General features: G+C 39.5%; 20 protein-coding genes. 13 read left to right on the top strand and 7 right to left on the bottom strand.

The genetic code is table 11. From position 1 onward, the window contains the following. The first annotated feature begins 120 nt into the window (after nucleotides 1-120). On the top strand, nucleotides 121-792 hold the full coding sequence (locus tag H6G74_RS09110) for a hypothetical protein (RefSeq protein ID WP_190967361.1): 672 nt from the start codon (nucleotides 121-123) through the stop codon (nucleotides 790-792). Between the two features lie 385 nt (nucleotides 793-1,177). Here H6G74_RS09110 and H6G74_RS09105 read toward each other — a convergent pair whose 3' ends face one another. The 3 genes from H6G74_RS09105 to H6G74_RS09095 all read right to left on the bottom strand — a co-directional run bounded on the left by H6G74_RS09105 (nucleotide 1,178) and on the right by H6G74_RS09095 (nucleotide 2,338). Then, on the bottom strand, nucleotides 1,178-1,357 hold the full coding sequence (locus H6G74_RS09105; protein ID WP_190967360.1) for a hypothetical protein: 180 nt from the start codon (nucleotides 1,355-1,357) through the stop codon (nucleotides 1,178-1,180). Between the two features lie 83 nt (nucleotides 1,358-1,440). Further along, nucleotides 1,441-1,680: a hypothetical protein gene (locus H6G74_RS09100; protein ID WP_242051191.1), complete on the bottom strand. Its 240-nt coding sequence runs from the start codon at nucleotides 1,678-1,680 to the stop codon at nucleotides 1,441-1,443. 259 nt (nucleotides 1,681-1,939) lie between these two features. After that, nucleotides 1,940-2,338 carry a hypothetical protein gene (locus H6G74_RS09095; protein WP_190967358.1) on the bottom strand — a complete coding sequence of 133 codons (399 nt, stop codon included), beginning with the start codon at nucleotides 2,336-2,338 and terminating at the stop codon, nucleotides 1,940-1,942. 465 nt (nucleotides 2,339-2,803) lie between these two features. Here H6G74_RS09095 and H6G74_RS31125 point away from each other — a divergent pair, with 465 nt between their 5' ends. The 7 genes from H6G74_RS31125 (at nucleotide 2,804) to H6G74_RS09065 (ending at nucleotide 14,283) form a co-directional block, all read left to right on the top strand. Then, entirely contained in the window at nucleotides 2,804-4,225 is a 1,422-nt protein-coding gene (locus tag H6G74_RS31125) for an NB-ARC domain-containing protein (protein ID WP_242051190.1), read from the top strand. Between the two features lie 134 nt (nucleotides 4,226-4,359). Further along, complete coding sequence (locus H6G74_RS31120; protein ID WP_242051189.1) at nucleotides 4,360-6,459, top strand: WD40 repeat domain-containing protein; 2,100 nt, start codon at nucleotides 4,360-4,362, stop codon at nucleotides 6,457-6,459. A 281-nt stretch (nucleotides 6,460-6,740) separates the two neighbouring features. After that, a complete protein-coding gene (locus H6G74_RS31725; protein WP_190967357.1) occupies nucleotides 6,741-8,390 on the top strand; it encodes a B12-binding domain-containing radical SAM protein in 1,650 nt (549 codons plus the stop codon). 136 nt (nucleotides 8,391-8,526) lie between these two features. Then, the gene (locus H6G74_RS09080) at nucleotides 8,527-11,172 is read left to right on the top strand and encodes a chloride channel protein (protein ID WP_190967457.1); all 2,646 of its coding nucleotides are present in this window, start codon (nucleotides 8,527-8,529) and stop codon (nucleotides 11,170-11,172) included. A 350-nt stretch (nucleotides 11,173-11,522) separates the two neighbouring features. Beyond that, the gene (locus tag H6G74_RS09075) at nucleotides 11,523-11,990 is read left to right on the top strand and encodes a DM13 domain-containing protein (protein WP_190967356.1); all 468 of its coding nucleotides are present in this window, start codon (nucleotides 11,523-11,525) and stop codon (nucleotides 11,988-11,990) included. Nucleotides 11,991-12,142: 152 nt separating this feature from the next. Then, entirely contained in the window at nucleotides 12,143-12,856 is a 714-nt protein-coding gene (locus H6G74_RS09070; protein WP_190967355.1) for a DUF4079 domain-containing protein, read from the top strand. Next, complete coding sequence (locus tag H6G74_RS09065; RefSeq protein ID WP_190967354.1) at nucleotides 12,853-14,283, top strand: sensor histidine kinase; 1,431 nt, start codon at nucleotides 12,853-12,855, stop codon at nucleotides 14,281-14,283. The genes H6G74_RS09070 and H6G74_RS09065 overlap by 4 nt, the downstream gene beginning before the upstream one ends. Before the next feature lie 252 nt (nucleotides 14,284-14,535). On the opposite strand, the gene H6G74_RS09060 is transcribed toward H6G74_RS09065, so the two are convergent. Continuing rightward, nucleotides 14,536-15,294: a TetR/AcrR family transcriptional regulator gene (locus tag H6G74_RS09060; protein ID WP_190967353.1), complete on the bottom strand. Its 759-nt coding sequence runs from the start codon at nucleotides 15,292-15,294 to the stop codon at nucleotides 14,536-14,538. A 131-nt stretch (nucleotides 15,295-15,425) separates the two neighbouring features. Between H6G74_RS09060 and H6G74_RS09055 the strand changes: the two genes are divergently transcribed. The 5 genes from H6G74_RS09055 (at nucleotide 15,426) to H6G74_RS09035 (ending at nucleotide 20,522) form a co-directional block, all read left to right on the top strand. Then, entirely contained in the window at nucleotides 15,426-16,367 is a 942-nt protein-coding gene (locus tag H6G74_RS09055) for a Rieske 2Fe-2S domain-containing protein (RefSeq protein WP_190967352.1), read from the top strand. Between the two features lie 301 nt (nucleotides 16,368-16,668). Further along, nucleotides 16,669-16,914, top strand: a complete 246-nt coding sequence (gene psaC / locus H6G74_RS09050) for a photosystem I iron-sulfur center protein PsaC (RefSeq protein ID WP_012411495.1) — start codon at nucleotides 16,669-16,671, stop codon at nucleotides 16,912-16,914. Nucleotides 16,915-17,739: 825 nt separating this feature from the next. Next, nucleotides 17,740-19,608: a glutamine--fructose-6-phosphate transaminase (isomerizing) gene (gene glmS / locus H6G74_RS09045; protein WP_190967351.1), complete on the top strand. Its 1,869-nt coding sequence runs from the start codon at nucleotides 17,740-17,742 to the stop codon at nucleotides 19,606-19,608. 184 nt (nucleotides 19,609-19,792) lie between these two features. Continuing rightward, nucleotides 19,793-20,044, top strand: coding sequence for a UPF0175 family protein (locus tag H6G74_RS09040; protein WP_190967350.1), 252 nt, complete (start codon nucleotides 19,793-19,795; stop codon nucleotides 20,042-20,044). Beyond that, nucleotides 20,037-20,522, top strand: coding sequence for a DUF3368 domain-containing protein (locus H6G74_RS09035; protein WP_062294807.1), 486 nt, complete (start codon nucleotides 20,037-20,039; stop codon nucleotides 20,520-20,522). Before H6G74_RS09040 ends, H6G74_RS09035 begins: the two co-directional genes overlap by 8 nt. 174 nt (nucleotides 20,523-20,696) lie before the next feature. On the opposite strand, the gene H6G74_RS09030 is transcribed toward H6G74_RS09035, so the two are convergent. The 3 genes from H6G74_RS09030 to H6G74_RS09020 form a co-directional block, all read right to left on the bottom strand. After that, entirely contained in the window at nucleotides 20,697-22,046 is a 1,350-nt protein-coding gene (locus tag H6G74_RS09030) for a hypothetical protein (protein ID WP_190967349.1), read from the bottom strand. An 80-nt stretch (nucleotides 22,047-22,126) separates the two neighbouring features. After that, nucleotides 22,127-22,549 carry a hypothetical protein gene (locus H6G74_RS09025; RefSeq protein ID WP_190967348.1) on the bottom strand — a complete coding sequence of 141 codons (423 nt, stop codon included), beginning with the start codon at nucleotides 22,547-22,549 and terminating at the stop codon, nucleotides 22,127-22,129. After that, nucleotides 22,537-23,202 carry a CHAT domain-containing protein gene (locus H6G74_RS09020; RefSeq protein ID WP_313888472.1) on the bottom strand — a complete coding sequence of 222 codons (666 nt, stop codon included), beginning with the start codon at nucleotides 23,200-23,202 and terminating at the stop codon, nucleotides 22,537-22,539. The genes H6G74_RS09025 and H6G74_RS09020 overlap by 13 nt, the downstream gene beginning before the upstream one ends. Nucleotides 23,203-23,376: the final 174 nt, after the last annotated feature.

The following is a 23,376-nucleotide window of genomic DNA, read 5'->3' as shown; positions in this document are numbered from 1 at the left end:
AAAAGCCAAGTAAAAAAAAGAACTAAATTTTTAGAAGTTCTTTGCAGATTATTATGGCAATTGCTTTTTTAGCAAGGGTTTAGCTTTGTCAACCGATATTTTAGGAGTGTAATTAATATTATGACAAATTCAGGCGATCGCGAAACTTATAACAGCGAAACTAAACAACAATCTTACACCGATAATTACGGTAACACTCACACCAACGTGACCCGCACCAGTGAAAGTGTTAACAACAATGTCAGTTCTTACAGTAACGGTTACGCCAACGGTAGAGAAATTGAGCGTAATTACCAACAAGCTAACTTAGCTGCCCGTGATGATGAAAATGCCTCTCGTGGCTTATTATTAGGAATTTTACTCACATCTTTAGTTGGCTTAATTGTTGGTGCATTTTGGTACTTTAATCAACCCAGAGAAACAGTAATTAAAGAAACTCAACCAGTCGTAACTCCTTCACCTAGCAGTGAGCTTACAGCCCCCCAACCACAACAAACCACAATTATTGAAAGAACCAGAGAAGTACCTATTGTAGTTCCTCAACAGCAAGTGCCACCAGTCAATATACCTGCTCAACCAGATATTAATATCACCGTTCCATCTCAACAGCCATCCAATTCAGAAACACAAACCACTCCTCGCAAAGATAGTACTAACAATTCTGGGGATGGGAATCAAACTAATACGTCTAAAACTGTCGAACCTCAAAGCTCAGATCAACCCAACGGCACATCAAATACCAATTCTTCTACTACTGATAATATTGGTAGCGAGAAGAGTCAGTCTAGATAATTACCCCTCATACTGTTTCACTTTAAGTTTGATACAAATAGACCGCAGGGGGGCAGGGAGCAGGGGGCAAGGGGAAAGAATAAAAAAACCATGAATTTGTATCATTTTTTTCGTGAAATGGTATCAGACTAGAAGTCTGGGGCTACATAAACAAAGCCTGCGTGGTGTGCTTGGTGCATCACGCAGGCTAAATATATTTCATTCTGCACACAAACATACTTCGACAGGCTCAGTGACCACCTATGCTGGTACAAAACCCTTCTCTAAACCTACCTCAAGCTTATACCATTTTGGATTTTAGATTTTAGATTTTGGATTGAAAAAGTTTCTACTGGTAAGCTTTTGAGCAATCCATTTGTCGCAATCATTGTTCAATTTGGTATTACTATTTTGGTTTGCCTTTGGACTTGTGGGAACCAAAGCTATAAGCCATTGCAATTTTTACGATGTCAAAGTAAGCCGGATGATTCTCTTTATTGACAATTGCCAGAGATATCGATCCTGCAACTAAAATGACTAAAATTGGTGAGAGTGTGTCACCTTTGAAGCCATTGTTATCGGACATAAATATGACCTCCGTAATGTGAAGCCTTTGGCTAAATGAAAACCAAGCCAAAGGCGATATGTAAAACAGCACCAGAATTGGAATTAACGCCAGGACTCGATGATCATGGCGATCGCAAATAAGCAAAACAACGAGGCTGCACCCCGGATAAACCAAACCAAAACATCAAAAGATAGCAGGCTATTGGCAATGGCGATCGCACCGAAAATATGAAACACTACAAAAGCGATCGCAAAACCCGCCAAAGTCCATAGAAATAACTTCAATCCTCTGGCAGTCAAGATTAAAAGTGGATTGCGGTTTTCTTGATGGTTAGTTTTCATAGTTTTATTCCTGTCTTCAGATGGGAGTTGAACGAGAGACCCTTGATCCTGTTTGTGATTGCTCATAGAATTTCCTTCTTGATAGAAAAACCTAAGCAAAAAGCCAGATACGTAATTTTGGTTACATATCTGGCTTGTAAACTTCTGATTTATCGAAAGCCAAATTTCTTTAGAGAAATAAATATTTAGTTGTCTTGATGAACTCGCCAAGCTGCCAGTCTTCTAGACTTTGTGATAGCTGTGGCGATGGAGGGGATTATTATTGGTTGTGAGACTGCCTATAAGCTATCCATGCTTCAAGAATGTAATCGTGTAATTTCTGGATTTCTTGTAGTTGCTTTTGGTTCACATAGTGGAGGTGGCTCATGTGACTCTTCAAGTTGACAGCAGTCTCGTGGTTGACTTTTCGGCTGGTAACCATTAACTCGCCATGTTGAGTTTCCGATAAAGTTTCGATGAGTAAAATGCTCATGTGAGAAAAGACAAGTGGTAACTCAACTTCACACCATTGTTTAGGCTTGAGGACAATTTCTGGGCTACCTCTTTCTTGAGGTTTGAATATAGAAGAGGTTTCTGGGGATGGTTCTCCTATTTTCAAGACGGTTTTGACGGAGTTGGCAGTTCTGATAAAGTCTGACAGTCGTGAGCAGCTGTTCATTTTTGTTGCCCCCTGATGTTGCCTGTTTAGTTGTTGTGACTTATCTGTATATCTCACATATACCTCTATGTACATAAGATAATCACATCTCAATTAAAAAAGCAAGCTCTTAAAAAGAATTTTTCTTAAAGATTTCTTTGTATCTGTAAACTTATGTATAAATTTTGCATCTAATATATATCACGTAGATATAAAAAGTTATACTTGTAGTAGGTTTTTATACAACAAATCTTTATAAACAGCTCATTCGGTGAGAAAAAAATCAGCTAAATTTTTATTTTTTCGGATAAAAATGTAGTTGACATTGATAAAATCTGAAATAGGATAGCTATCAACCAGTAATACAATTGTGTATTTACTAGCGATTCTGTATTGGTAGAGTCTTTTTTCGATTTAGCAGGCGTGCTATAAAAAAATGTTCTCACATACTGATAAGTTAAATATATTGTGTGGAGCTTAGATGAGATGACAAGCGCAGCAGATATGCCTCTGCTTCCTGATGATTTCATTACAAATGTTGCTAATAGACATAATGTAACGAAAACTGAACTAGAGGCATTACGATTAGCATTGAAAAATTATTCTGGTGCAGAAATTGCGGAAAAGCTGAATATTTCGCAACCCGCAGTCAGAAAAAGATTAGGAGAAAGTTACCGCAAATTAGGTATAGAAGGCAGTGGTAATAAAAAAATTTATAATTTAAAACAAAAGCTATATGCTCAGTACCAAGGTATTCCAGAAAACCTGACTTCATCAAAAGATGACTGGGGTGAAGCTGTTGATGTCGAAGGTTTTAAGGGTAGAGAAGAAGATGTTACAGATTTAAAGGAATGGATAGTTGGCAGCGATCAGGCTGTGCAGTGTCGGTTAGTAGCGGTTTTAGGTATAGGTGGAATTGGTAAGACGGTGATTGCTGCCAAAGTTGCCCAAGAAATCAAGTCTGAGTTTAAATATTTGATTTGGCGATCGCTCCGCAATGCACCACCCCTAGAAGAAATTCTCAACCAACTTTTGCGATTTTTACCTAAAGATGCGGAAGAATACTTAAAAATTAATGAAAATAGTGAAAATAACAAAATTATTCGGGAAAATAACAAAATCCTGGCGCTAATTGATGTTTTGCGAAAACATCGATGCTTAGTCATTTTAGATAACGTCGAATCGGTGCTACGCAGTGGCGAAGGCAAAACACAAGAATGTGCTGGCGAATATGAAAAGGGTTATGAAAACTATGGCTACTTTTTTAAAAAAGTGGCTGAAACCGCCCATGAGAGTTGTTTGTTAATCACTAGTCGAGAAAAACCAAAAGAAGTAGCAGCCTTAGAAGGCAAAAATCTGCCAGTGAAAGTTTTGCAGTTATCTAGCTTGGATTTAGCAGAAGCTAGAGAAATTTTGCTAGATAAAGGATGTACAGAATTTACAGATGAGCAGTTAGCAGAATTAGTCACCAGATATTCTGGGAATCCTTTAGCTTTAAAGATAGTAGGTACTACAGTTTATGACTTATTTGGCAATAATGTTACAGAATTTTTAAGAGAAATTCGAGAAGCAAACGCTGTTTATGGAGATATTCGCACACTTTTAGACCAGCAATTTAACCGCTTGTCAGAACTAGAAAAACAAGTGATGTATCGGCTGGCAATTACCCGTGAATATGTATCTCTAGCACAACTCAAAAATGATTTAAGAGACACAGAAGCAGAGTCAAAAATCCTGGAAGTTATTGAATCATTATTAAGGCGATCGCTCATTGAAAAAGAAGCAAACGCCAGCAGATTTCGTCAGCAATCTGTAGTGATGGAATATGTCAGCGCCCGCTATATAGAACAGGTGACTCGTGACTTGAGTGAAAAAAAAAACCGGAGTTTATTAATGCCCACCCTTTAATTCAGGCGCGATCGCTAGATTATATCCGGCAAATACAAGAACGACTAATACTAGAACCAGTCAAACAACAGCTAATCAAAGCTTTTAGCACAAAAACCGCACTAGAAGCCCATTTACGAAAATTGCTGCGGACTTTGCAGCAAGATTCGTCCTTAAGCAAAGGTTACGCGGCGGGGAACTTAATCAATCTGCTGCGACAACTCCAGATAGATAAATCCCATCCTGATTCTGAAATTGATTTAAGTGGGCGTGATTTTTCGGGTTTGACTATTTGGCAAGCTTATCTCCAAGATGTCAACTTAAAAGATACCAGCTTTGCCAATGCTGATTTGACTGGTTCTGTCTTCACAGAAACCCTTTCTAGTATTGTTTCTGTGAGATTTAGTCCTGATGGTAAATTTTTTGCCACAGGTTTAATCACCGGAGAAATTCGATTATGGCGCACTGCTGATACTAAACAAATTCGCATTTACAAAGGTCATAGCGCCTGGGTTTGGGCTTTTGCTTTTAGTCCAGATAGTAAAATTCTTGCCAGTGGGAGTGCTGACTACACAGTGAAACTCTGGGATGTGCAAACAGGCGAATGTCTCCACACATTCCAAGAACATACCAATAAAGTTTATTCCATAGGGTTTAGTCCCGATGGTTCTTTATTAGCCAGTGCAGGTGAAGACCAAACAATTAAAATTTGGGATATTGCGACCAGAGTTTGTCTGCAAACACTGACTGATCATGATGGTTGGGTGTGGTCTGTCACCTTCCAACCATCCCCAACTATTAAAAATACTTTGTTATTGGCTAGTGGTAGTGCCGATAGCAAAATCAAGCTGTGGGATGTCAAAACAGGTAAATGCCTAAAAACCTTGCAAGGTCATAGTCGTGATGTCTACTCTGTAGCTTTTAGCCCTGATGGGCGAATGTTAGCCAGTGGTAGTAGAGACCTTACCTTGAGATTGTGGGATGTAAATACAGGTAAATTTCGGCAAATGTTGGCGGGACATAGTAAAAAAGTTTATTCCGTGCGGTTTAGCCCCGATGGGCAAATTTTGGCTAGTGGTAGTGAAGATAGAACCATTAAACTCTGGGATATTGTCCGGGGTGAATGTTTGAAAACCTTGCAAGGTCATTATAGTCAGGTGTGGGCGATCGCATTTAGTCCTGACAGCCGCACTTTAATTAGTTGTAGTGATGACCAAACAGCTAGACTTTGGGATGTGAATACAGGAGATTGCCTGAATGTATTGCAAGGCTATACCCGTGATGTCTATTCTGTAGCATTTAGTCCTGATAGCCAAATTCTCGCCAGTGGACGGGATGACCACAACATCAGCCTGTGGAACTTACAAACATCAGAATGTCAGATTATCAGAGAACATCAAGGGCGGATTCGTTCAGTCGCCTTTCATCCCAATGGGCAAATCCTCGCCAGTGGTAGTGCAGATAACACCATCAAACTCTGGGACATCAGAGATATTCACCATAGCAGGTGTATACAAACCCTAATTGGTCATAGTAACTGGGTATGGTCAGTTGCTTTTAGTCCCGATGGGCTAACCCTAGCCAGTAGTGGCGAAGACCGTAGCATTCGCATCTGGGATGTTTCTAGCGGTGAATGTGTGAGAAGAATCAAAGAACATAGCCATTGGGTGTGGACTGTAGCCTTTCATCCCCAAGGCCAGATTTTAGCTAGTGGTAGTGCAGACAGCGAAATTAAACTTTGGGATGTGACAAATGGAGAATGTCTGCAAACATTGACCGAACATCAAGACATGATTTGGTCAGTGGCTTTTAGTCCTGATGGACAGCTTTTAGCCAGTGGTAGCGAAGACCAAAGCGTGAAGTTATGGAATATTAGCACAGGCGAATGTATTCACACCTTGACAGGACATCAGCAACAAGTCTACTCCGTCGCCTTTAGTCCCGATGGACAGATATTAGCTAGTGCTGGTGCTGATACCACTGTGATGCTGTGGCTAGTGAGTACAGGTGAGAATTTCGACATCTTCAAATTGGGACATACAGCCGCAATTCGTTCTTTAGCTTTTACCCCCGATGGCAAATTCTTAGCGAGTGGTGGTGAAGACGAAAAAATTCAACTGTGGGATGTGAAAACTGGTAGTAGAGTGCGATCGCTTAAACCAGACCGCCTATACGAACGCATGGATATTAGCAACACCACAGGCTTGACCGATGCGGAAAAAGCTTCTTTAAAAATTTTGGGGGCTATTGATTAAAGTTCTCTGCTTTCCGGCTATAGATTTTTCAAAATGAATACATGAATGATGGAATTTTGTGTCTTAAATCCTTCTGAGGATATATGAATGCAAGTCCATTATTCTGTTTTTCTGTTCAGTTATTAAGCTAATTTTTTGAGCCTTGTTTTATTTTTACTTCTAGTTTGGGTGCAGTCTCAAAAATTTGTGGTTTTCTATGAACAGAATATAACTTCTCTCCAGCAAACCTACTATAGCCAGGTGTCTACATCGACCAAAATTGTAGATTTAGGTATGTATTAGTGTTATTATCTCAAACTAAAATTCAACAAATATCAACTCTAATTAATTCAATTAAAATAGTTTTAATTGGAGAGTTTCTCAAACACAGAAGCTTTAACGGTGCCAATAAAGCCTTGCCCGTTTTAGCTTCGAGTTTATTTAATGCTGGATTTAGGCAAGTTTTACAACTAGATTTAGAACGTCCTGATTTATCTATTGATGATGTTTTATCTGAAATCAGAGATGCTGATTTGATTATATTTTCTGGTTGTCTGACAACTCAATGGCCAGAGATTGACAATCATAGTAGTAAAATTTTTGCCGAACTGCAAAAATATGGTAGAAAAAATGTACCGATTTTAGTTGGTGGTTATGCAACTAAAAGCGTTGAAGATATTGCCCGCATTACACCTTGGATTACGGCTTTTTGTGATGGTGAAGGCGAAGAATCAATTATCGAGATTGCTTACGCAGTTGCGAGAGGCACTTTTTATCAAGAGATGCAAAATTTACCAGGGTTGTGTTTTATAACTCAGGAGGGGAGATTTCATCGGACTATTGCAACGAGAGTAAATAATTTTGATGATGTTGACCAAAACTTTGGTTTAGTGCATGTACACCAAGTACATGATATGGATATTTTTAAAGCTTCAGATGGTAGACAATTAAAAACCGCCCAACTTTTTACTCAGCGCGGCTGTCCTTGGGGATGTGGTTTTTGTAATAAAAGTAGTGAAAGTAATAATGTGATTAGGTTAAGCGAAACATCTTTTAAGAGACAACTACAACAATTAAAACAGCGTGGTTATGAAGCAGTTTATTTAGATGTTGATACTTTTACAGTGCATGATTATGCAGCTAGACGCGAAGCTGAAATTCTCCAAGAAGAAGGCTTTGTGTGGGGTTCTAATACGCGCATCGATAAAATCAACTATGAGCAGATGCGTTATTTAGTAGAACATAATTGTGTATATATGTTTTTTGGGGTTGAGCATACTTTACCAGAAGTTTCATTAGCTAATCATAAATTTAACGGTTCTATTGCCAGTCAAATTAAGCAAGCTTTTGATTATCCAGCCAAGATTGTCAGGGTTTTTCAAGAAATGAATCAAGCTGGATTGCCTAGTAGTTATTTTTTAATTTTAGGTTTACCGAAATCTAAATTAAATGCTCATAAAACTGAAATTATGGGATATGAACCAACGACATTTGAAGATGATATCGAGGCGATTCGTTTTGGTATTGAAAAGTGTAACCCAGATTTTTTGAATTTCAATGTATTGCGATTTATGCCTGGGAGTATGGCGGCTGATACAGTTGGTGATTGTAGTTACGCCTGTGTGCGTCCGTCAGGAACAAAGCCAATTACTGCTGGATATTTTTTACCACGCGCCGTCAATTATTATGGCTATCCCCAATTTCAAGAACGCGGTGTGTATCGATTATGTGAATCGGTGAGTAGATTTCAACCAATTACAACTGCGGTGAATCCTCAAAGAGTTTACGATACAATTTGCTATGCAATGCAGTTAATTAATCATAAAATTGACGCAGGTGGTAAAGCGACAAAGTTATTTATTGATCGAGATTTAATCGCATTAGGTTTAGTCACTCAAGATGAACAAGGAAGATATGCGATCGCACCTATAGGAGACTTTGCCAACATTTAATTTTTGAGCATTGAGCAAAGATACGTAGGGTGTGTCACGGCCATACAAGGATTTTGGAACTGGTTAAATTTATTAGATACTCTTTTCAAGTTATAACTATGAATAGAAATCATAAATAAATTATTAAATTTATATGATGTTGCTTCCTGCTCTGAGTCAGCGTTTACGTCGTTGGTGGCAGCCAAGAAAAGGTTTAGCGATCGCGGAAGCTTCTATCATTGGGATTGTAGCGGCTTTATCTGCGGTATTCTTAAAATTCAGTTCTGGATGGTTGGGAGCATGGCGCGTACAAACTTCCCATATTCTCCCTGCATGGATAGCATTACCAGCAGTAGGTTTAGTGTTTGGCTACCTGGCTGGCTGGTTAGTGCAACGATTAGCGCCAGAAGCTTCTGGTAGTGGTATTCCCCAAGTCAAGGCTAACTTAGCTAATGTACCCGTAAAATTATCTTGGCGGGTAGCAGCTGTAAAGTTACTCAGTGCCATGATTGTCATTGGTTCGGGGTTAACTTTAGGTAGACAAGGCCCGACTGTACAAGTTGGTGCAAGTTTAGCGGCGGGGATGAGTCGCTTTGTTCCCACTTCCCCAGATCATCGGCGACAGATGATAGCTGCGGGTGCAGGTGCAGGTTTAGCAGCAGCTTTTAATGCCCCCTTAGCAGGTGTCATATTTATTATTGAAGAATTACTGCAAGATTTATCTGGCATAACTTTAGGAACCGCCATTATCGCTTCATTTATTGGCGGTGTTGTCTCACGATTATTGGGTGGTCGCAGTTTACACTTAAATCTGCAAATGCTCCAATCTTCAAGTCAGTTTTCTCTACCAGAAATGCCATTTTTTTTAATCTTAGGTATTGTTGCTGGCTTATTAGGGGCGTTATTTAATTACGGTTTAATTTTTAGTATCAAATCTTATCAGAGATTACATATTAGTTTGCCGCTCAAAGTTGCCTTGGCGGGTTTGATTTCGGGAATCATCGTAGCTATGTTGCCAGAATATTTTCGGAATAATACTGGCTTACGGGAATATATAATTACCAGCCGTTCTAGCGGTTCTGTGGCGGCGATCGCATTTATTGCTCAGTTTGTCCTCACTTTAATTGCCTTTGGTTCTGGTGCGCCGGGAGGATTATTTGCACCGAGTTTAATTTTAGGTTCTTGCTTGGGGCATGTTGTTGGTGTTTGGGAAGGTCATTTATTGGGAGTAGGTTCACTACCTACTTATGCTTTGGCGGGAATGGGGGGATTTTTTAGCGCCGTTTCTAAAGTTCCCATCACCGCAATTGTGATTGTCTTTGAAATGACTACAGACTTTAACTTGGTTTTACCTTTAATGATTGTGGCTGTAGTCGCATACTTAGTTGCAGATAAAGTCATGCCGGGTTCACTTTATGATCGACTGTTGCAATTAAAAGGTATTAATCTGAGCAAAGTCGCCCCCACAGAAGCTATTTTAACCACATTAACAGCTAAAGATGTTATGCAAAAGCAAGTGGAAACTTTGGATGCAGACATGACTTTAGAAGAAACAAAACAAGCATTCTCCAGTTCTCATCACCGGGGTTTTCCCGTAGTCAAAAATAGCAAATTAGTTGGGATTGTTACCCAATCAGATTTAACAAAATTGTCTAATCGCAATTTGCCCAACAATACCTTACTAAAAGAAATTATGACCACTGCGCCGATAACGGTCACGCCAATACATAACTTGAGTAATGTATTGTATTTACTTGACCGCTATCAAATTAGTCGTTTACCTGTAGTAGATAAGCGAAAATTACTTGGAATTATTACCCGCGCCGATATTATTCGTGCTGAAGCTGACCATCTCAACGGTAAAAACATCACCCCAGCGCCACAAGCAGAACCATCTTATGTAGTTTATCAGACGCGATCGCCCAGTATTGGTAGAGGTAGATTATTAGTCCCCATCGCTAATCCTGAGACTGTGGGTACTCTACTACAAATGGCTACAGTCATTGCCCAAGAACGCCATTATGAAATAGAGTGCGTCCAAATCATATTAGTATCGCGCCACAGTTCCCCAGCCGAAACACCAGTCAGAACTGCCAAAAGTCGGCGTTTACTGCGACAGTCCGAAATCTTAGCGAAAAAATGGCACATTCCCTTACATACACAAATTCGCGTCGCCCATGATGCTTCTCAAGCAATCTTAGAAACAATCCAAGAACGTGACATAGACTTGATTTTAATGGGTTGGAAAGGTAGCACATCCACCCCAGGGCGAATTTTTGGCAATATTGTAGATACCATCATTCGTCAAGCCACCTGTGATGTAGTACTAGTAAAACTAGGTAATCATCAAGAGTCCAACATCAATAATCAATTGTCAAAAATTCCTCCCACTCTCCAATTCAACCGTTGGTTAATCCCAATGGCTGGAGGCCCTAATTCTAAATTTGCGCTGAAATTAATCCCAGCATTGGTAACATTAGGAAATGACCCGGAAATTCACTTAACACAAGTATTCAAGCCATCAGAATCAAAACCAGATATCCAAATTTTAGATAAAGCCATTCATCAATTGATGCGTCATCGTCACTTATCTAGTACTGAATTTGTCGCTACACCAGTATATGCTGATTCCGTAGCTGAAGGTGTAATTCACTTAGTGGAACAAGAAGGGTTTGATGTCGTAGTTTTGGGTGCTACCCGCGAAGGCTTACTACAACAGGCAATTCAAGGTAATATTCCAGAAGCGATCGCCTCTAGTGTAGAGAGTACAGTCATTTTAGTACGCGGTGCAATTAATACTTAAATCTAAAATTGCTTTATAACTTGCAACAAAACTTGCGAATTAATCATAATACAGAAGCAGATGATCGGGAGTTATACCAATTCACATGCCGAGTTAGAAGTTTGGTTAAGTCAACAACAAGACACAAATAATCACTAAATTTTGCAGTGTGTAGACTTTGCTTATCCTACTAGAAGAGCATCAGCTTATTATTTCTTTTGTTAAGAATTAAGTGAGAAATTAACTAGAATTAAATTCTGATAAAAATGGCTGAACTAAATTTTTAGCTAATTCTCAGCGTAATTTAATATTCATCATCAAAGACAGCTATAAATTTCTCTCATATAGCAGTAATTGAGGATGTAAACAATATGAAGTTCAATCTTTTAGCTATCCTAGGAATGATTGCAACTGTTAGTCTTGGTTCTATTCAAGAAGTAACCGCATATCAGACATCAACTTCTACACCTGTTGCTCAAACTTCAATTAATCAACTAGCTGCGGCTGTAGGTCAGTCTGCTAACTTTCGTAATGGCGAACACGCAACTCGCGGAACAGTTAGCATTGTTAACAGAAACAGAACCAGATATTTACAATTTAGTCGGAATTTTAAAACCAGTAGCGGCCCTGATGTGTACGTGATTCTACATCGTTCTGCTGCACCCCAAATTTATGGTTTAAAAGCAAAAGATTACGTTTTAGTTGGTCGCTTAAGAAGATTTAGCGGTAGTCAAAGCTATGCTTTACCGGGAAACCTTAACTTGTCTGGATATAGATCAGTAGCGGTTTGGTGTCGGAAATTTAATGCTACTTTTGGTTATGCCAGTTTAGGGGGTTAAACAGTATATCAACCCATAACTAACTGTATGGGTTGAGCTTTGAATATTTCAGATTGTAATGTTGAGTAATATTTAGTATGTTTTTGGTAAAATTTTTAATTTTAAATACTAAACACATTGCAAATTAAAAATAGTTATAATACAAAAGATTTATGGAAACAGCAGATTTTCTTGGGCTTTTGCATCCAGCGATCGCAGTTATTTTTGTCTTTCCGTTAATTGGGAATGTTGTTAACTTTGCTTGGCAAACTCGTCAACGACGCTTACAAAATTCAACCGCAGGTAAGAGTAAAATTCCGCCAGTCGTTGGTAAAGAGCATAAACAATTGGGTGATTGGTTAACCAGTGCTGTTGTTGGCTTAACATTAATCGGTTTAGCCTATCCCATTGGTAAAAATATTATCAAAAAGCAATTGTGGAATACTGCTAATTTCCAAGTGATTTTTATCATATTAATGTTTGTGGCGACTGTTGCTTCTTTAGTACTACTTTATCAAGCCAAAAATAAAACATGGCGAGCGATTTTTGCGACCTTAACTGGTATTGGTTTAGTAGTTCTTGGCTGTCAAGATGGAGTTTATCGGCGGACTAATGAATGGTATTGGTCACACTACTACATTGGCATTGCTGCATCCCTACTGATGGTTTTTTCCTTAGCAATTGTGCAAGATATTTATAAGTCTCATCGCTGGCGGGTAATTCATACAATATTAAACTGTGTTGCTCTTTTACTGTTTATTGGACAAGGATTAACAGGTACAAGAGACTTATTAGAAATTCCCTTGAGTTGGCAAGAACCTTATATTTATCAGTGCGATTATGTCAATAAAACTTGTCTAACACCCAACCCTCAAGCACCGAAGTGAACCAAATTCAGAAAATATTTCGGGTCATTGATCCTTTCTCATTACGTGTTCGATTGACAATTGGTATTGCTGCGGTTTCGGCTTTAGGATTAGGTAGCCTAGCTATCTGGACAAGCTGGAAAATGCAGCAATTTTTAATTAATAATTATAAAAATAATATTCAACAAATTACCCAACATTTACCTTATTATGTAGAGCTTTATACAGAAATTTTACCTGAAGAAAATGGGCTGCAAAGAGCGATTAATAATTTAAGTACTACAAATACATATTTATGGGTGAAAAATCCTAAAAATCAGATAATAGCTAAGTCAGATAACTTAAATAAGTTACCGTCAAAAAAAGTAGCTGAGTTAATGGATTTAACTTATACATCCATGAAACCCATAGCGCAAGAAATGGGTAAAAGCTACTTTGTGATGTGTGGCAATTCTTTGAGATTACAAGGTCAGACTGTGGGAACCTTATTTGTTGTGCAGGATGTCACCCAAGAACAAAGCATGTTTTTAGTGATTGTGCAGAGTTTGGGAATTGGCAGTATTATCACCATTACAATTATTTCTGTTGCGATCGCATTTTACATTAAACGTTCCCTGCAACCCCTACGTCAGTTAAGTCAAATGACAGAAGTCATTTCCCTGGGAGATTTAGGACAAGCACAACTGTATTTAGAAAATGCCCCTAGCGAAGTTCGAGAATTAACTCAAACCTACAACATGATGTTATCGCGGCTGTTCCAATCTTGGGAGCAAGAGCGACAATTTGTCAGTAATGTATCTCACGAATTACGCACACCCCTGACCATCGTACATGGTTATTTACAAAGTGTTTTGCGACGACAGCATAATTTAACCGAAGTGCAGCAAGAAGCCTTAGCCACCGCCGCCGCCGAAGCCGAACGCACCATTCGACTATTACAAGATTTACTTGATTTAGCCAGGGCAGATAGTGGTAATTTGCTATTTCGCCTCGAAAGTTGCCCATTAAATGACTTAATTACTGAAGTTGTGGTGATGGCGAAAACTTATAGCGATCGCCAGATTACCATTGAATCAACTAACCAGCCAATCGCCGCTAAAGCTGACTACAACCGCCTCAAACAAGTTGTAATTAATTTAGTTGATAACGCCTTTAAGTATTCTGCGCCAGAAACCCCTGTAACCATCAAATTTTATCAACAAGCCGACCAAGCCATTATCGAAATTTGCGACCAAGGCTATGGTATTCCTTTACAACATCAGTCACGGATTTTTGAGCGATTTTACCGCATCGATGAAGCCCGTAGCAGTTCCACAGGTGGCTGTGGTTTAGGACTATCCATTGTCAAAACCCTAGTCGAAGGTATGAATGGTCATGTAACAGTGCGATCGCGTTTAGGTGAAGGCAGTATATTTACAATTACCCTACCAGCTTACTCATCAAATTAGACAAGCCCTTGTCTCCTTTTCACCCTGCTTACTGAGCGCAGCGCCGCCCTGAGCCTGTCGTTCGCGTAGCGTCTCCGGCAGGAGAAGGGTCGAAGTACACCCCATCTCCACAAACAACTTCACATTAAATTGGTATATGGCATTTCTCATTCTAGTGAAGTACAAGCAAGAATAATTAACCGCCGATGGACGCAGATGAACGCAGATAGAAACAGATAAATTTGTACCTCAGTAGACTGGAAAAAGCTATAACTACAAACTCAACCTTTCCAAAAACTGTTTACCACAATCTTTACAGAGATAGCGTTGCTTTCCGTGACGATGCCCATTTTTGGATAACCGTGATGACTGACAATGAGGGCATATCATTACTTTCATTACTTGATGCGGCAAAGTGTATGGTGTTAAATATGCAATTAACAATGTTTTGAGTTCAGCGTAAAGGGCTTGACGTTTACTCTCATCCTGTTTGAGTGCATTCAACAGCAAAGCGTTATAAGTTCGATGCACTGTTTCAGATAGGAGTTCACTTTTTTCTAAAGTTAAGTCTGGGTTCCACTGGCGAAAAAAGGCGGCGAATTGTTGAATTAGTTGCTTATCAAAGGTTTCGTCAAATAATTTAAATAATTCTGGTGCGACAAAATATTGAATATAGACAACGCGAGGGATGGGATCTGCAAAATATTGGGCGTGGATATCCACTGTAAACTCAATAAACTCAGATAATGACTGATGCTTCTCGGTTGACTGCATAATTTTGCTCAAAATTGCTGTCACCCGTTCCATGTGTATAGCTTCGAGTGCATGAAATATGGCGAGTTTATCGGGAAAAAACTGATACAGCGAACCAATAGCCGTTTCTGCTTTCGCCGCAATTTGATGAGTAGTTGCAGCTTCATAACCCACCTCTGCAAAAACTTCGGCTGCTGCTTTGAGGATTTTTTCAACTCTTTGCTGACTCCGTTTTTGCTTGGGTTGACGGCGCATCAGATCAGGTTTACTTATAGCCATAATTCTTGACAAACACGAATAATTTGTCGTATTTTGAATACAAATATGAAAGTTTTGTCACAATTTACCTTAAACCTTGGGAGATTATAGCGATCGCTATAGTCTCACATAACTTTAACTAGGAGGCTTTTATGGCAGTCATTCTCCCTGGCGCACCCTGGTTAATTGCCCACCGTTCCATGCTGGGCATTAACAAGCCTTATAAAGTGGCGCTGAATGGTCAAGATTATGTCCTCTGGCAAAATCAGCAAGGTGAAATTTTCGCCCTAGATAACGTTTGTCCTCACATGCAAGCACCTTTATCTGATGGCTGGATTTGTCAAGAAAGGAATACAATTGCCTGTCCCTTTCATGCCTTAGAATTTGATGGACAAGGAAGGTTGCATCAGTCCGGTCAATCACTGCTCACGCCCCTAGAACTGATCATCAAAGATGACTGTATTTGGACTTATGCTGGTCATATTCCAAAAATTCCAGTCCCAGACCTCATCTCAAAAGTGAGTGCAGGTATGAGTTTTGTTGGTGTAGCTGGGGAAAAAAGCATCTGCGGCACTTTTTTAGATAACTTGTTAATTAACTATGACTACAATCATCAAAGCGGCACACACCGCGACTTATTTGGCATTAAAGCTAATCGCGTGCCGATATTTGAACATGAAGGATATTGGGTGAAAGTTGTCCAAGAACTAGAGCGTGAAGATAGCACCTGGAATGATATCATCCGCAATCCTGTTGTTTTGACCGCACCTAAAACCTACACTGGCATTTTAGAATATGCGTTTCCCACACTGATAACTTTTCGCACCTCTTTTTTACTAGGAGAAATTTTGCAGGTGCATATCTTATATCCCGAAACAGAAACCAACACTAAAACCTTTGTGTTGGTCTTCAGCAAACCCAAACACCCAATTTTGCTACCTTTATTGAGACGCTCAATGTTGAGCGCAGTCACAACTGTTGTTGAGCAAGATACACGCGCCATTGAAACATCCTATCCTCGCCAAACACCCAAAATTCGCTTACCAAAAGAGGAAATTATGTTTCATGCTCAAAAACTATATCAAGATTGGTAATATGATAGTCCGGTTGAATGTTTGAAATTATCTGTGCGCTCCTACCCTCGACAGTTGCGTTCTTCACATATCTTTACACCAAGTCTTGAAGGTAGTTAACAAATGAGGGAAACACGCTGCTCTTCTGTAGCTGATTTATAAGGAAACAGAGAAATTTCGCAAATTTTAACTTTAAAACGTGCCTATTACATTGTTTAAAGTTATGTAGCCTTTTACTTACTCTGGATAAGCCACTGCGGTAAACTATGCCTTGATTATGATTCTTTCGCAGAGAAGAGAACTCGAAAGGAGCCTTTTTTCAATGTCTCATACCGTAAAAATCTACGATACCTGTATTGGCTGCACTCAATGTGTTCGCGCCTGCCCCACCGACGTGCTAGAGATGGTACCCTGGGACGGCTGTAAAGCCGCTCAAATTGCCTCCTCTCCCCGCACAGAAGACTGCGTTGGCTGCAAACGTTGTGAAACTGCCTGCCCCACCGACTTTTTGAGCATCCGGGTTTATCTGGGCGCTGAAACAACTCGCAGCATGGGTCTAGCTTATTGATGCGGAATTTATTCTAAAATTTCTCATCAGACTCTCAATTAAGTGTCTCCATAGCAAGCTTTTTTAGCACTGTAGGGTGGGTTATGCCCACCTTACTAGGGTAAACACTTCAAAAACCATAAACATACCTTAGTGGCAGAAGGAGCAAGTTGCTCCTTTTTTTTGTGAGAACTTAGGTTCAGTTAAGGTGATGAGAGTTGATTTCTCAATTTCTCCTCTACCTATCAGATAAGGAACAAGATTTGGGGGATTCTCCCCCACGCCCCCGATTGGGGGACGGTTGCGTCCCCCAAGCCCCCTCCAAAATCATTTTTGCGTTTTCTGTGGAGTCATTATTTGTTATTTGTCGGTTTTGTTAACAGATATAGGAGGATGTTTGGAAAGGGCGATTGGAAATCGCGGCTACACAGACGAAACCCACCTACGTAGGTTTGAAAACCTTGATTTTGTGTTAGTCCACGTAGGCGGTCACTGAGCTTGTCGAAGTGTGGACTTTGCTTGTGTAGTACCGAATTCTATTCGCCCAATACTTTTCAAACATCCTCTAAAACCTTTTTGGGAATGGTGTCTGGCTTCATGGAATTACTGCTGCGATCGCTATTTACTTTGGCTTTTTTGCTACACCAGATTTATTAGAACTACGCACAGGACAAAGCAGCACTCGTAGTTAGGTATAAAACGGACTTGTAATGAGATTGAGTGGGCTAGTTATTTAATTTTGGCTGAGTTTAATGTATTTCTCCTCCTATACCCCTATAGCCATACACCCCTTTTGCCAACATCTATACTGGATTTAATAATCCTAAAACCAAAATGGTGTGAGCAATGTGTGGAATCGTCGGGTATATCGGCACTCAAGCAGCAACAGAAATTTTACTGTCTGGACTGGAAAAACTAGAGTATAGAGGCTACGATTCTGCGGGAATCGCCACAATTTGGGAAGGTGAAGTTAATTGTGTTAGAGCGAAAGGAAAACTACATAATTTACGTTCTAAACTCGAACAGCTAGAAAATCCGGCTCAAATTGGCATTGGTCACACTCGCTGGGCTACTCATGGTAAACCAGAAGAGTACAATGCTCATCCCCATTTGGATACAGCACTACGCATTGCGGTAGTTCAAAATGGGATTGTGGAAAATTACCGCGAGTTACGGGAAGACTTAAAACAAAAAGGACATGAGTTTCGTTCGGAAACTGATACAGAAGTAATTCCCCATCTGATTGCAGAATTATTAAAAAATCGAGAGTTAAATTTTTTAGATGCAGTTCGTCAAGCTGCTAATCAGCTAGAAGGTGGATTTGCGATCGCAGTTATTTCGGCTGACTATCCAGATGAATTAATTGTGGTGCGTCAACAAGCACCTTTAGTAATTGGATTTGGACAGGGTGAATTTTTCTGTGCTTCCGATACCCCGGCGATCGTTGCATATACCCGTGCCGTATTACCCTTAGAAAATGGGGAAATTGCCCGCCTCACACCATTAGGCGTAGAAATTTATAACTTTGCTGGCGAGAGGTTGAAAAAACAACCCCGGATGCTCAACTTGAGTCCCACAATGGTAGAAAAGCAGGGATTCAAACACTTCATGCTCAAAGAAATTTATGAGCAGCCAGGAGTAGTAAGAGCTAATTTAGAAGCATATTTTGATAATTCAACTGATGCGTCTGTGTCGCCTATTAACCTCGGCTTGTCTGAATCACTCTACGCAGATTTAGAACAAATTCACATCGTCGCCTGTGGTACAAGTTGGCACGCTGCCTTAGTTGGCAAACATTTATTAGAACAATTAGCAGAAATTCCCACCCAAGTACACTACGCTTCGGAATATCGCTATGCACCATCACCACTAACACCAAATACATTAATTATTGGTGTTACCCAATCTGGTGAAACTGCTGATACTTTGGCAGCTTTAGCAATGGAAAAAGAACGCCGCCAAGGCCAAGAGGCGAAATATCAAGCGCGACTTTTAGGGATTACCAACCGCCCAGAAAGTAGCCTTGGTCACATGGTTCCTAATATTATTAGTACCTTAGCAGGGATAGAAATTGGCGTAGCAGCAACAAAAACATTTATTGCCCAATTGATGGCATTTTATGCTTTGGCATTAGATTTAGCTGCCCGTCATCAAACAATTCCCAAAGAAACTATAAAGCAAATTATTAACGGACTGCGACAAATTCCTCAAGAAATTGAAGAAACATTGGCAAGTCAAGAACGTTTAACAGAACATTTAGCCCATGAATTTGCTGATACCCAAGATTTCATCTTTTTAGGGAGAGGAATTAACTTCCCCATTGCTTTAGAAGGGGCTTTGAAATTAAAAGAAATTAGCTATATTCACGCCGAAGGTTATCCGGCTGGCGAAATGAAACACGGCCCCATTGCATTATTAGATGCGAAAGTTCCGGTAGTGGCGATCGCAGTTCCTGGTAATGTGTATGAAAAGGTAATTTCCAACGCCCAAGAAGCCAAAGCCAGAGATTCGCGGTTGATTGGTGTAACACCTGTAAAAGATGGCGAAGCGGCGGAAATCTTTAATGATTTACTCCCCGTTTCATCAGTGGATGAATTACTATCGCCAATACTTACAGTTGTACCTCTGCAACTATTGGCTTATCATATCGCCGCCCGTCGCGGTTTGGACGTTGACCAGCCTCGAAATTTGGCAAAATCAGTAACTGTGGAATAAATTAATTTTGGTTTTCTTTAAGTAATATTTGTAGAGTAGATAAGATTATTTCTGGATGTGATTATTATATTACATCCAGAATTATTTTTTTGGGCATTGTCTACAATAATGCTGTGTCAACACCAACACTGAGTTGTAATAGCAAGAAAGAAAGGTCTTGGATTTTAATTAACTGGAGAAACCTATGACCAGAGTAAATCTAGACTTACCCGAAGAAGTATTCTCAGCCCGCCGTCTTCCCCCAGATGAATTTGTGCGTGATATGCGGTTGGCTGCTGCTATCTATTGGTATCAAAAGGGTGAAGTCTCCCAGGAAAAAGCTGCTCAAATTGCAGGTTTAAATCGCCGTGATTTTCTTGCAGCCCTTACCCGTGAGCAAGTAGATGTGTTTACCGTAGACTTTGATGATTTGCAACAAGAGTTAAACCGTGGCTGAACGTCCTGCAATCAACACCTCTCCACTGATTTTTTTAACCAAGGGTGGCTTTCTCGACCTATTGCAGATAGTCAGTCCAGAAATTATTGTCCCCCAGGCTGTAGCCAGTGAAATTCAAGCATACGGGCAGACGGATGTAACTGCAATGGCGTTAGCAACTACTTCTTGGCTGGTAGAGGTTGCGACACCATCCGTTCCCGCAATTATTCAAAGCTGGGATTTAGGTGCTGGTGAATCGGCTGTGTTAACTTGGGCTTATGTAAATACTGGCACAGAGGTAATACTTGATGATTTAGCAGCCCGTTATTGTGCAGTAGCTTTGGGAATCCCAGTACGGGGAACTCTAGGCATCGTTCTCACTGCCAAACAACGAGGGGTAATTCCAGCAGCGCGTCCTGTGGTTGAACAGCTGCGTCTCTGTGGAATGTATCTGTCTGACCGAGTAATCAATCAAGCATTGGCATTAGTAGGGGAGTAAACAGAGAGTGCGTTTAAATTGTTTAACTGCTTAATCTTATTAATTACGAGAGATTAATTGTTTGAGGAATACAAATTGCTCAACCAGTTATATCAAGTCCGATTAAACACTTGTCATTACGTAGGCGTAAGCCTTTCCGCAGGGTAGGAAGCGATAGCGCACAAGAAAGAGTTATTAGCGGCGAATTTTTTTAAATAATATCCAGGCGATTATACTGGTAAGCACTCCAGCAACAACGCTGCCGCCAAAGACTGTTGTCAGGAAAAATGGTGTTTCTTTTTGTGGTGGATATTGACTGACTAATATTGAAGATGCAATTTGGCTGATGGCTAACCCGATACCAACACTACCGATAAGATTTTCTAAGTTGCGATCGCTTTTAGTTTGCTCAATAGCGATAATACCTTGGATGGTCTTAATGTAATTTTCCATTAATGTTAAACCAGGGCTAAAGTTAGCTTGGTCAGTTTCGATTTGGGCTAAAAACTTTTCTTTAGCATAGTTACTGAATACTTGCAAAAATTCCCAATCACTATTACTATCTAACTTTATAAGTTCTTGGTAACGTTTTTGATAATTATTGATATTTACTTCTATTGTGCGTCTTTGGTCATCTAAATACGCTAAGTTATTAGTATATTTTAATAAAATTTCTGGTGTGTTTTTGAGGAAGGTTTCTAATTCATTAATTTTAATATCTGGTTTTTTCAAGTTAGCATTCAGATTATTCACAATAGCTTGTGCTAGTTTAGCTGCTTGTTTTAAATTATCTTTAATTTCCCGACTTTGAGAATTAGCCCAATGGATTTTATGGCGGTATCTTAAAAGTTGGAGTAATTGAGGAGATAACTTGCTACTAATTTCTCTAATTGCATCGGTTTTAATTTGATAGGGAAACAAACAAATTAATAGATGATAACTATCATGCAAGTTTTGTGATTTTGCTGGAAGTCGTTGCAGTTCAAATATAGTTCCACCAAAAAACTTGCCTTGACCGATAAAATCCTTCTGCCAATTTTGCTGCGGATGTAATTTTAATTGGGCAAAACATTCTTGAGCTGTGGCTTGGGGATCTTGATTATCTATAGCTAACTGACCCCAAATTAACCAACTTTGACCAAGTTTGCCATTTTGATGATTGATTTTAGTCAGAATTTCTGTTTGTAAATTATGCAAACAATCAATGGATTGTGGAGAGTATTTGTAATCGGATATATAGTTAGCAGTACAGTCTACTTGCAGTGCGTAAGTGTCTCCCAGTTGGACGGGATAGTAATAACCATTTAAAGGACTGGGAAAAATTTCATATTTTTTATTACCTAGTAATTCAATATAATCTAAACTATCTGTTTCTGCTTGGGTTAGTTCTGCAAGCTGTTTACTATCTAACTGATTACCATAAATTTTTTGCCAAAAAAGTTGACGATTTTGTTCGAGTTTTTCTTCATCCTGTCCCAAACCAGTTTTGAGATCATAAAGAAATAAATCGAGGGTTGGATAAATTAATTGATAATTTTGATTCATAATGTTTTTGTTTCGCGCAAAGGCGCAAAGACGCAAAGAAAGACGCTAGAATTATGACTTTTGCAAGAAGTCTATTCTATTCATAAAGAAAGAATGGTGTTAATGACTTCTTTCGCTGTTTTTACAGGATTTAACGCCTGAAAAATTTGCTTGGCTATTACTGCTAATTTATTTTGATCAACTTCTTGCTCAAATTTGACTAGCTGCTCTTCAACTTCTCTCGAAGCATTTTCAATTTCTGTATTTATGGAATCTGGTTTATATTGAGGTAAACTTTCCACACCTTTACTGCGGAATTGAGCGATCGCATCTATATTGTCATATACTCGTTCGTAGGCTGCTTTTAGGGAAGGGTGACTGATGGCGATCGCATATAGTTGATCGATATCGTCAGGAATATTAATTGTCTGTAGTTGCGCCTGAATATGATTTGGTAATGGTGAATCAAGTTGGGAGAGTGCAAAAATAAAGGCTTTTAGTTCTGATGCTTCTAATGGTTGCATAATGAAAAGTTGCCAGTAATGGTAAAAGCTGCCCAGAAATAAGGGTGATTATAGGGTTGTTTACTAGGTTCTGGGTTATTCTTAAGTTTATTTAAATGGCGTGACCAGAAATTGTAAAGGAGTCCTTGATTTTCAGGAAGTTTAGCAATTTGCGCTGCATACCATTGTGCTAGTTCTGCATTGGTGACATTTCGCAACCATTGGGTAGCTTCAGCCAAGGCGATAGTTTCTGGTTTATTTTGTTGCAGCAGTTGGTAAAACTGAATCATCACCAAAGCACTAGCGGCTGATTCTACTGTCCATAAGGTACTGACGACATGAGCCACACCGCAACCCATAAAGCCACTGACAAGCCCTACATATTCTGTGGTGATGGTATGATTTCCGGTGATTGCAGTTTCGCAAGCTGCTAAAGTGACGAGTTGGTAGCTTTGCAATTTAAAGCCGTGGATATCTGCTAGAGTTAACTTTTCTTCACCTGCTAATGCTAAAAAAGATAACGCCGGATTTTGAAAGTTATATACACCATGTCCTGTAAAGTGAAAAATATTGTAGCCTTGGGGCAAAGCATTTATGAGTGCTTTTTGTGTGGCTTGTTTGGAATGCAGATGTGTAGGGTTGGGGAACATTCGGCTGATAGCTTCCGATTCGATTTCGGCGAAGTCTAATGAGGGATAATCTGTACTGCTGGGATGTTCAATGCTAAGTAAATTTGGTTCTTCCGGTATTTTTATGGTGAGTAATAAAGTTTAGTAAATTTTAGTAACTATATTTTAATGATGCTCAGGCTGAAAACATAGACTGTGTAAGTATTACAACAGTTTTAA

This window comes from Nostoc spongiaeforme FACHB-130 (assembly GCF_014698475.1).
Taxonomy (GTDB): Bacteria; Cyanobacteriota; Cyanobacteriia; order Cyanobacteriales; family Nostocaceae; genus Nostoc_B; species Nostoc_B spongiaeforme.
The sequence above is the reverse complement of the archived record's forward strand: the minus strand, read 5'-3'. Positions and strand labels throughout refer to the sequence as shown.

What these genes read in the sequence shown, in the direction of transcription:
- H6G74_RS09030 (WP_190967349.1), bottom strand. Translation starts at nt 22,046, where the DNA reads ATGAATCAAAATTATCAATTAATTTATCCAACCCTCGATTTATTTCTT.
- H6G74_RS09100 (WP_242051191.1), bottom strand. Translation starts at nt 1,680, where the DNA reads ATGAAAACTAACCATCAAGAAAACCGCAATCCACTTTTAATCTTGACT.
- H6G74_RS09110 (WP_190967361.1), top strand. Translation starts at nt 121, where the DNA reads ATGACAAATTCAGGCGATCGCGAAACTTATAACAGCGAAACTAAACAA.
- H6G74_RS09080 (WP_190967457.1), top strand. Translation starts at nt 8,527, where the DNA reads ATGTTGCTTCCTGCTCTGAGTCAGCGTTTACGTCGTTGGTGGCAGCCA.
- H6G74_RS09040 (WP_190967350.1), top strand. Translation starts at nt 19,793, where the DNA reads ATGACCAGAGTAAATCTAGACTTACCCGAAGAAGTATTCTCAGCCCGC.
- psaC (WP_012411495.1), top strand. Translation starts at nt 16,669, where the DNA reads ATGTCTCATACCGTAAAAATCTACGATACCTGTATTGGCTGCACTCAA.
- H6G74_RS09025 (WP_190967348.1), bottom strand. Translation starts at nt 22,549, where the DNA reads ATGCAACCATTAGAAGCATCAGAACTAAAAGCCTTTATTTTTGCACTC.
- H6G74_RS09060 (WP_190967353.1), bottom strand. Translation starts at nt 15,294, where the DNA reads ATGGCTATAAGTAAACCTGATCTGATGCGCCGTCAACCCAAGCAAAAA.
- H6G74_RS09070 (WP_190967355.1), top strand. Translation starts at nt 12,143, where the DNA reads ATGGAAACAGCAGATTTTCTTGGGCTTTTGCATCCAGCGATCGCAGTT.
- H6G74_RS31125 (WP_242051190.1), top strand. Translation starts at nt 2,804, where the DNA reads ATGACAAGCGCAGCAGATATGCCTCTGCTTCCTGATGATTTCATTACA.
- H6G74_RS09095 (WP_190967358.1), bottom strand. Translation starts at nt 2,338, where the DNA reads ATGAACAGCTGCTCACGACTGTCAGACTTTATCAGAACTGCCAACTCC.
- glmS (WP_190967351.1), top strand. Translation starts at nt 17,740, where the DNA reads ATGTGTGGAATCGTCGGGTATATCGGCACTCAAGCAGCAACAGAAATT.
- H6G74_RS09075 (WP_190967356.1), top strand. Translation starts at nt 11,523, where the DNA reads ATGAAGTTCAATCTTTTAGCTATCCTAGGAATGATTGCAACTGTTAGT.
- H6G74_RS09055 (WP_190967352.1), top strand. Translation starts at nt 15,426, where the DNA reads ATGGCAGTCATTCTCCCTGGCGCACCCTGGTTAATTGCCCACCGTTCC.
- H6G74_RS09105 (WP_190967360.1), bottom strand. Translation starts at nt 1,357, where the DNA reads ATGTCCGATAACAATGGCTTCAAAGGTGACACACTCTCACCAATTTTA.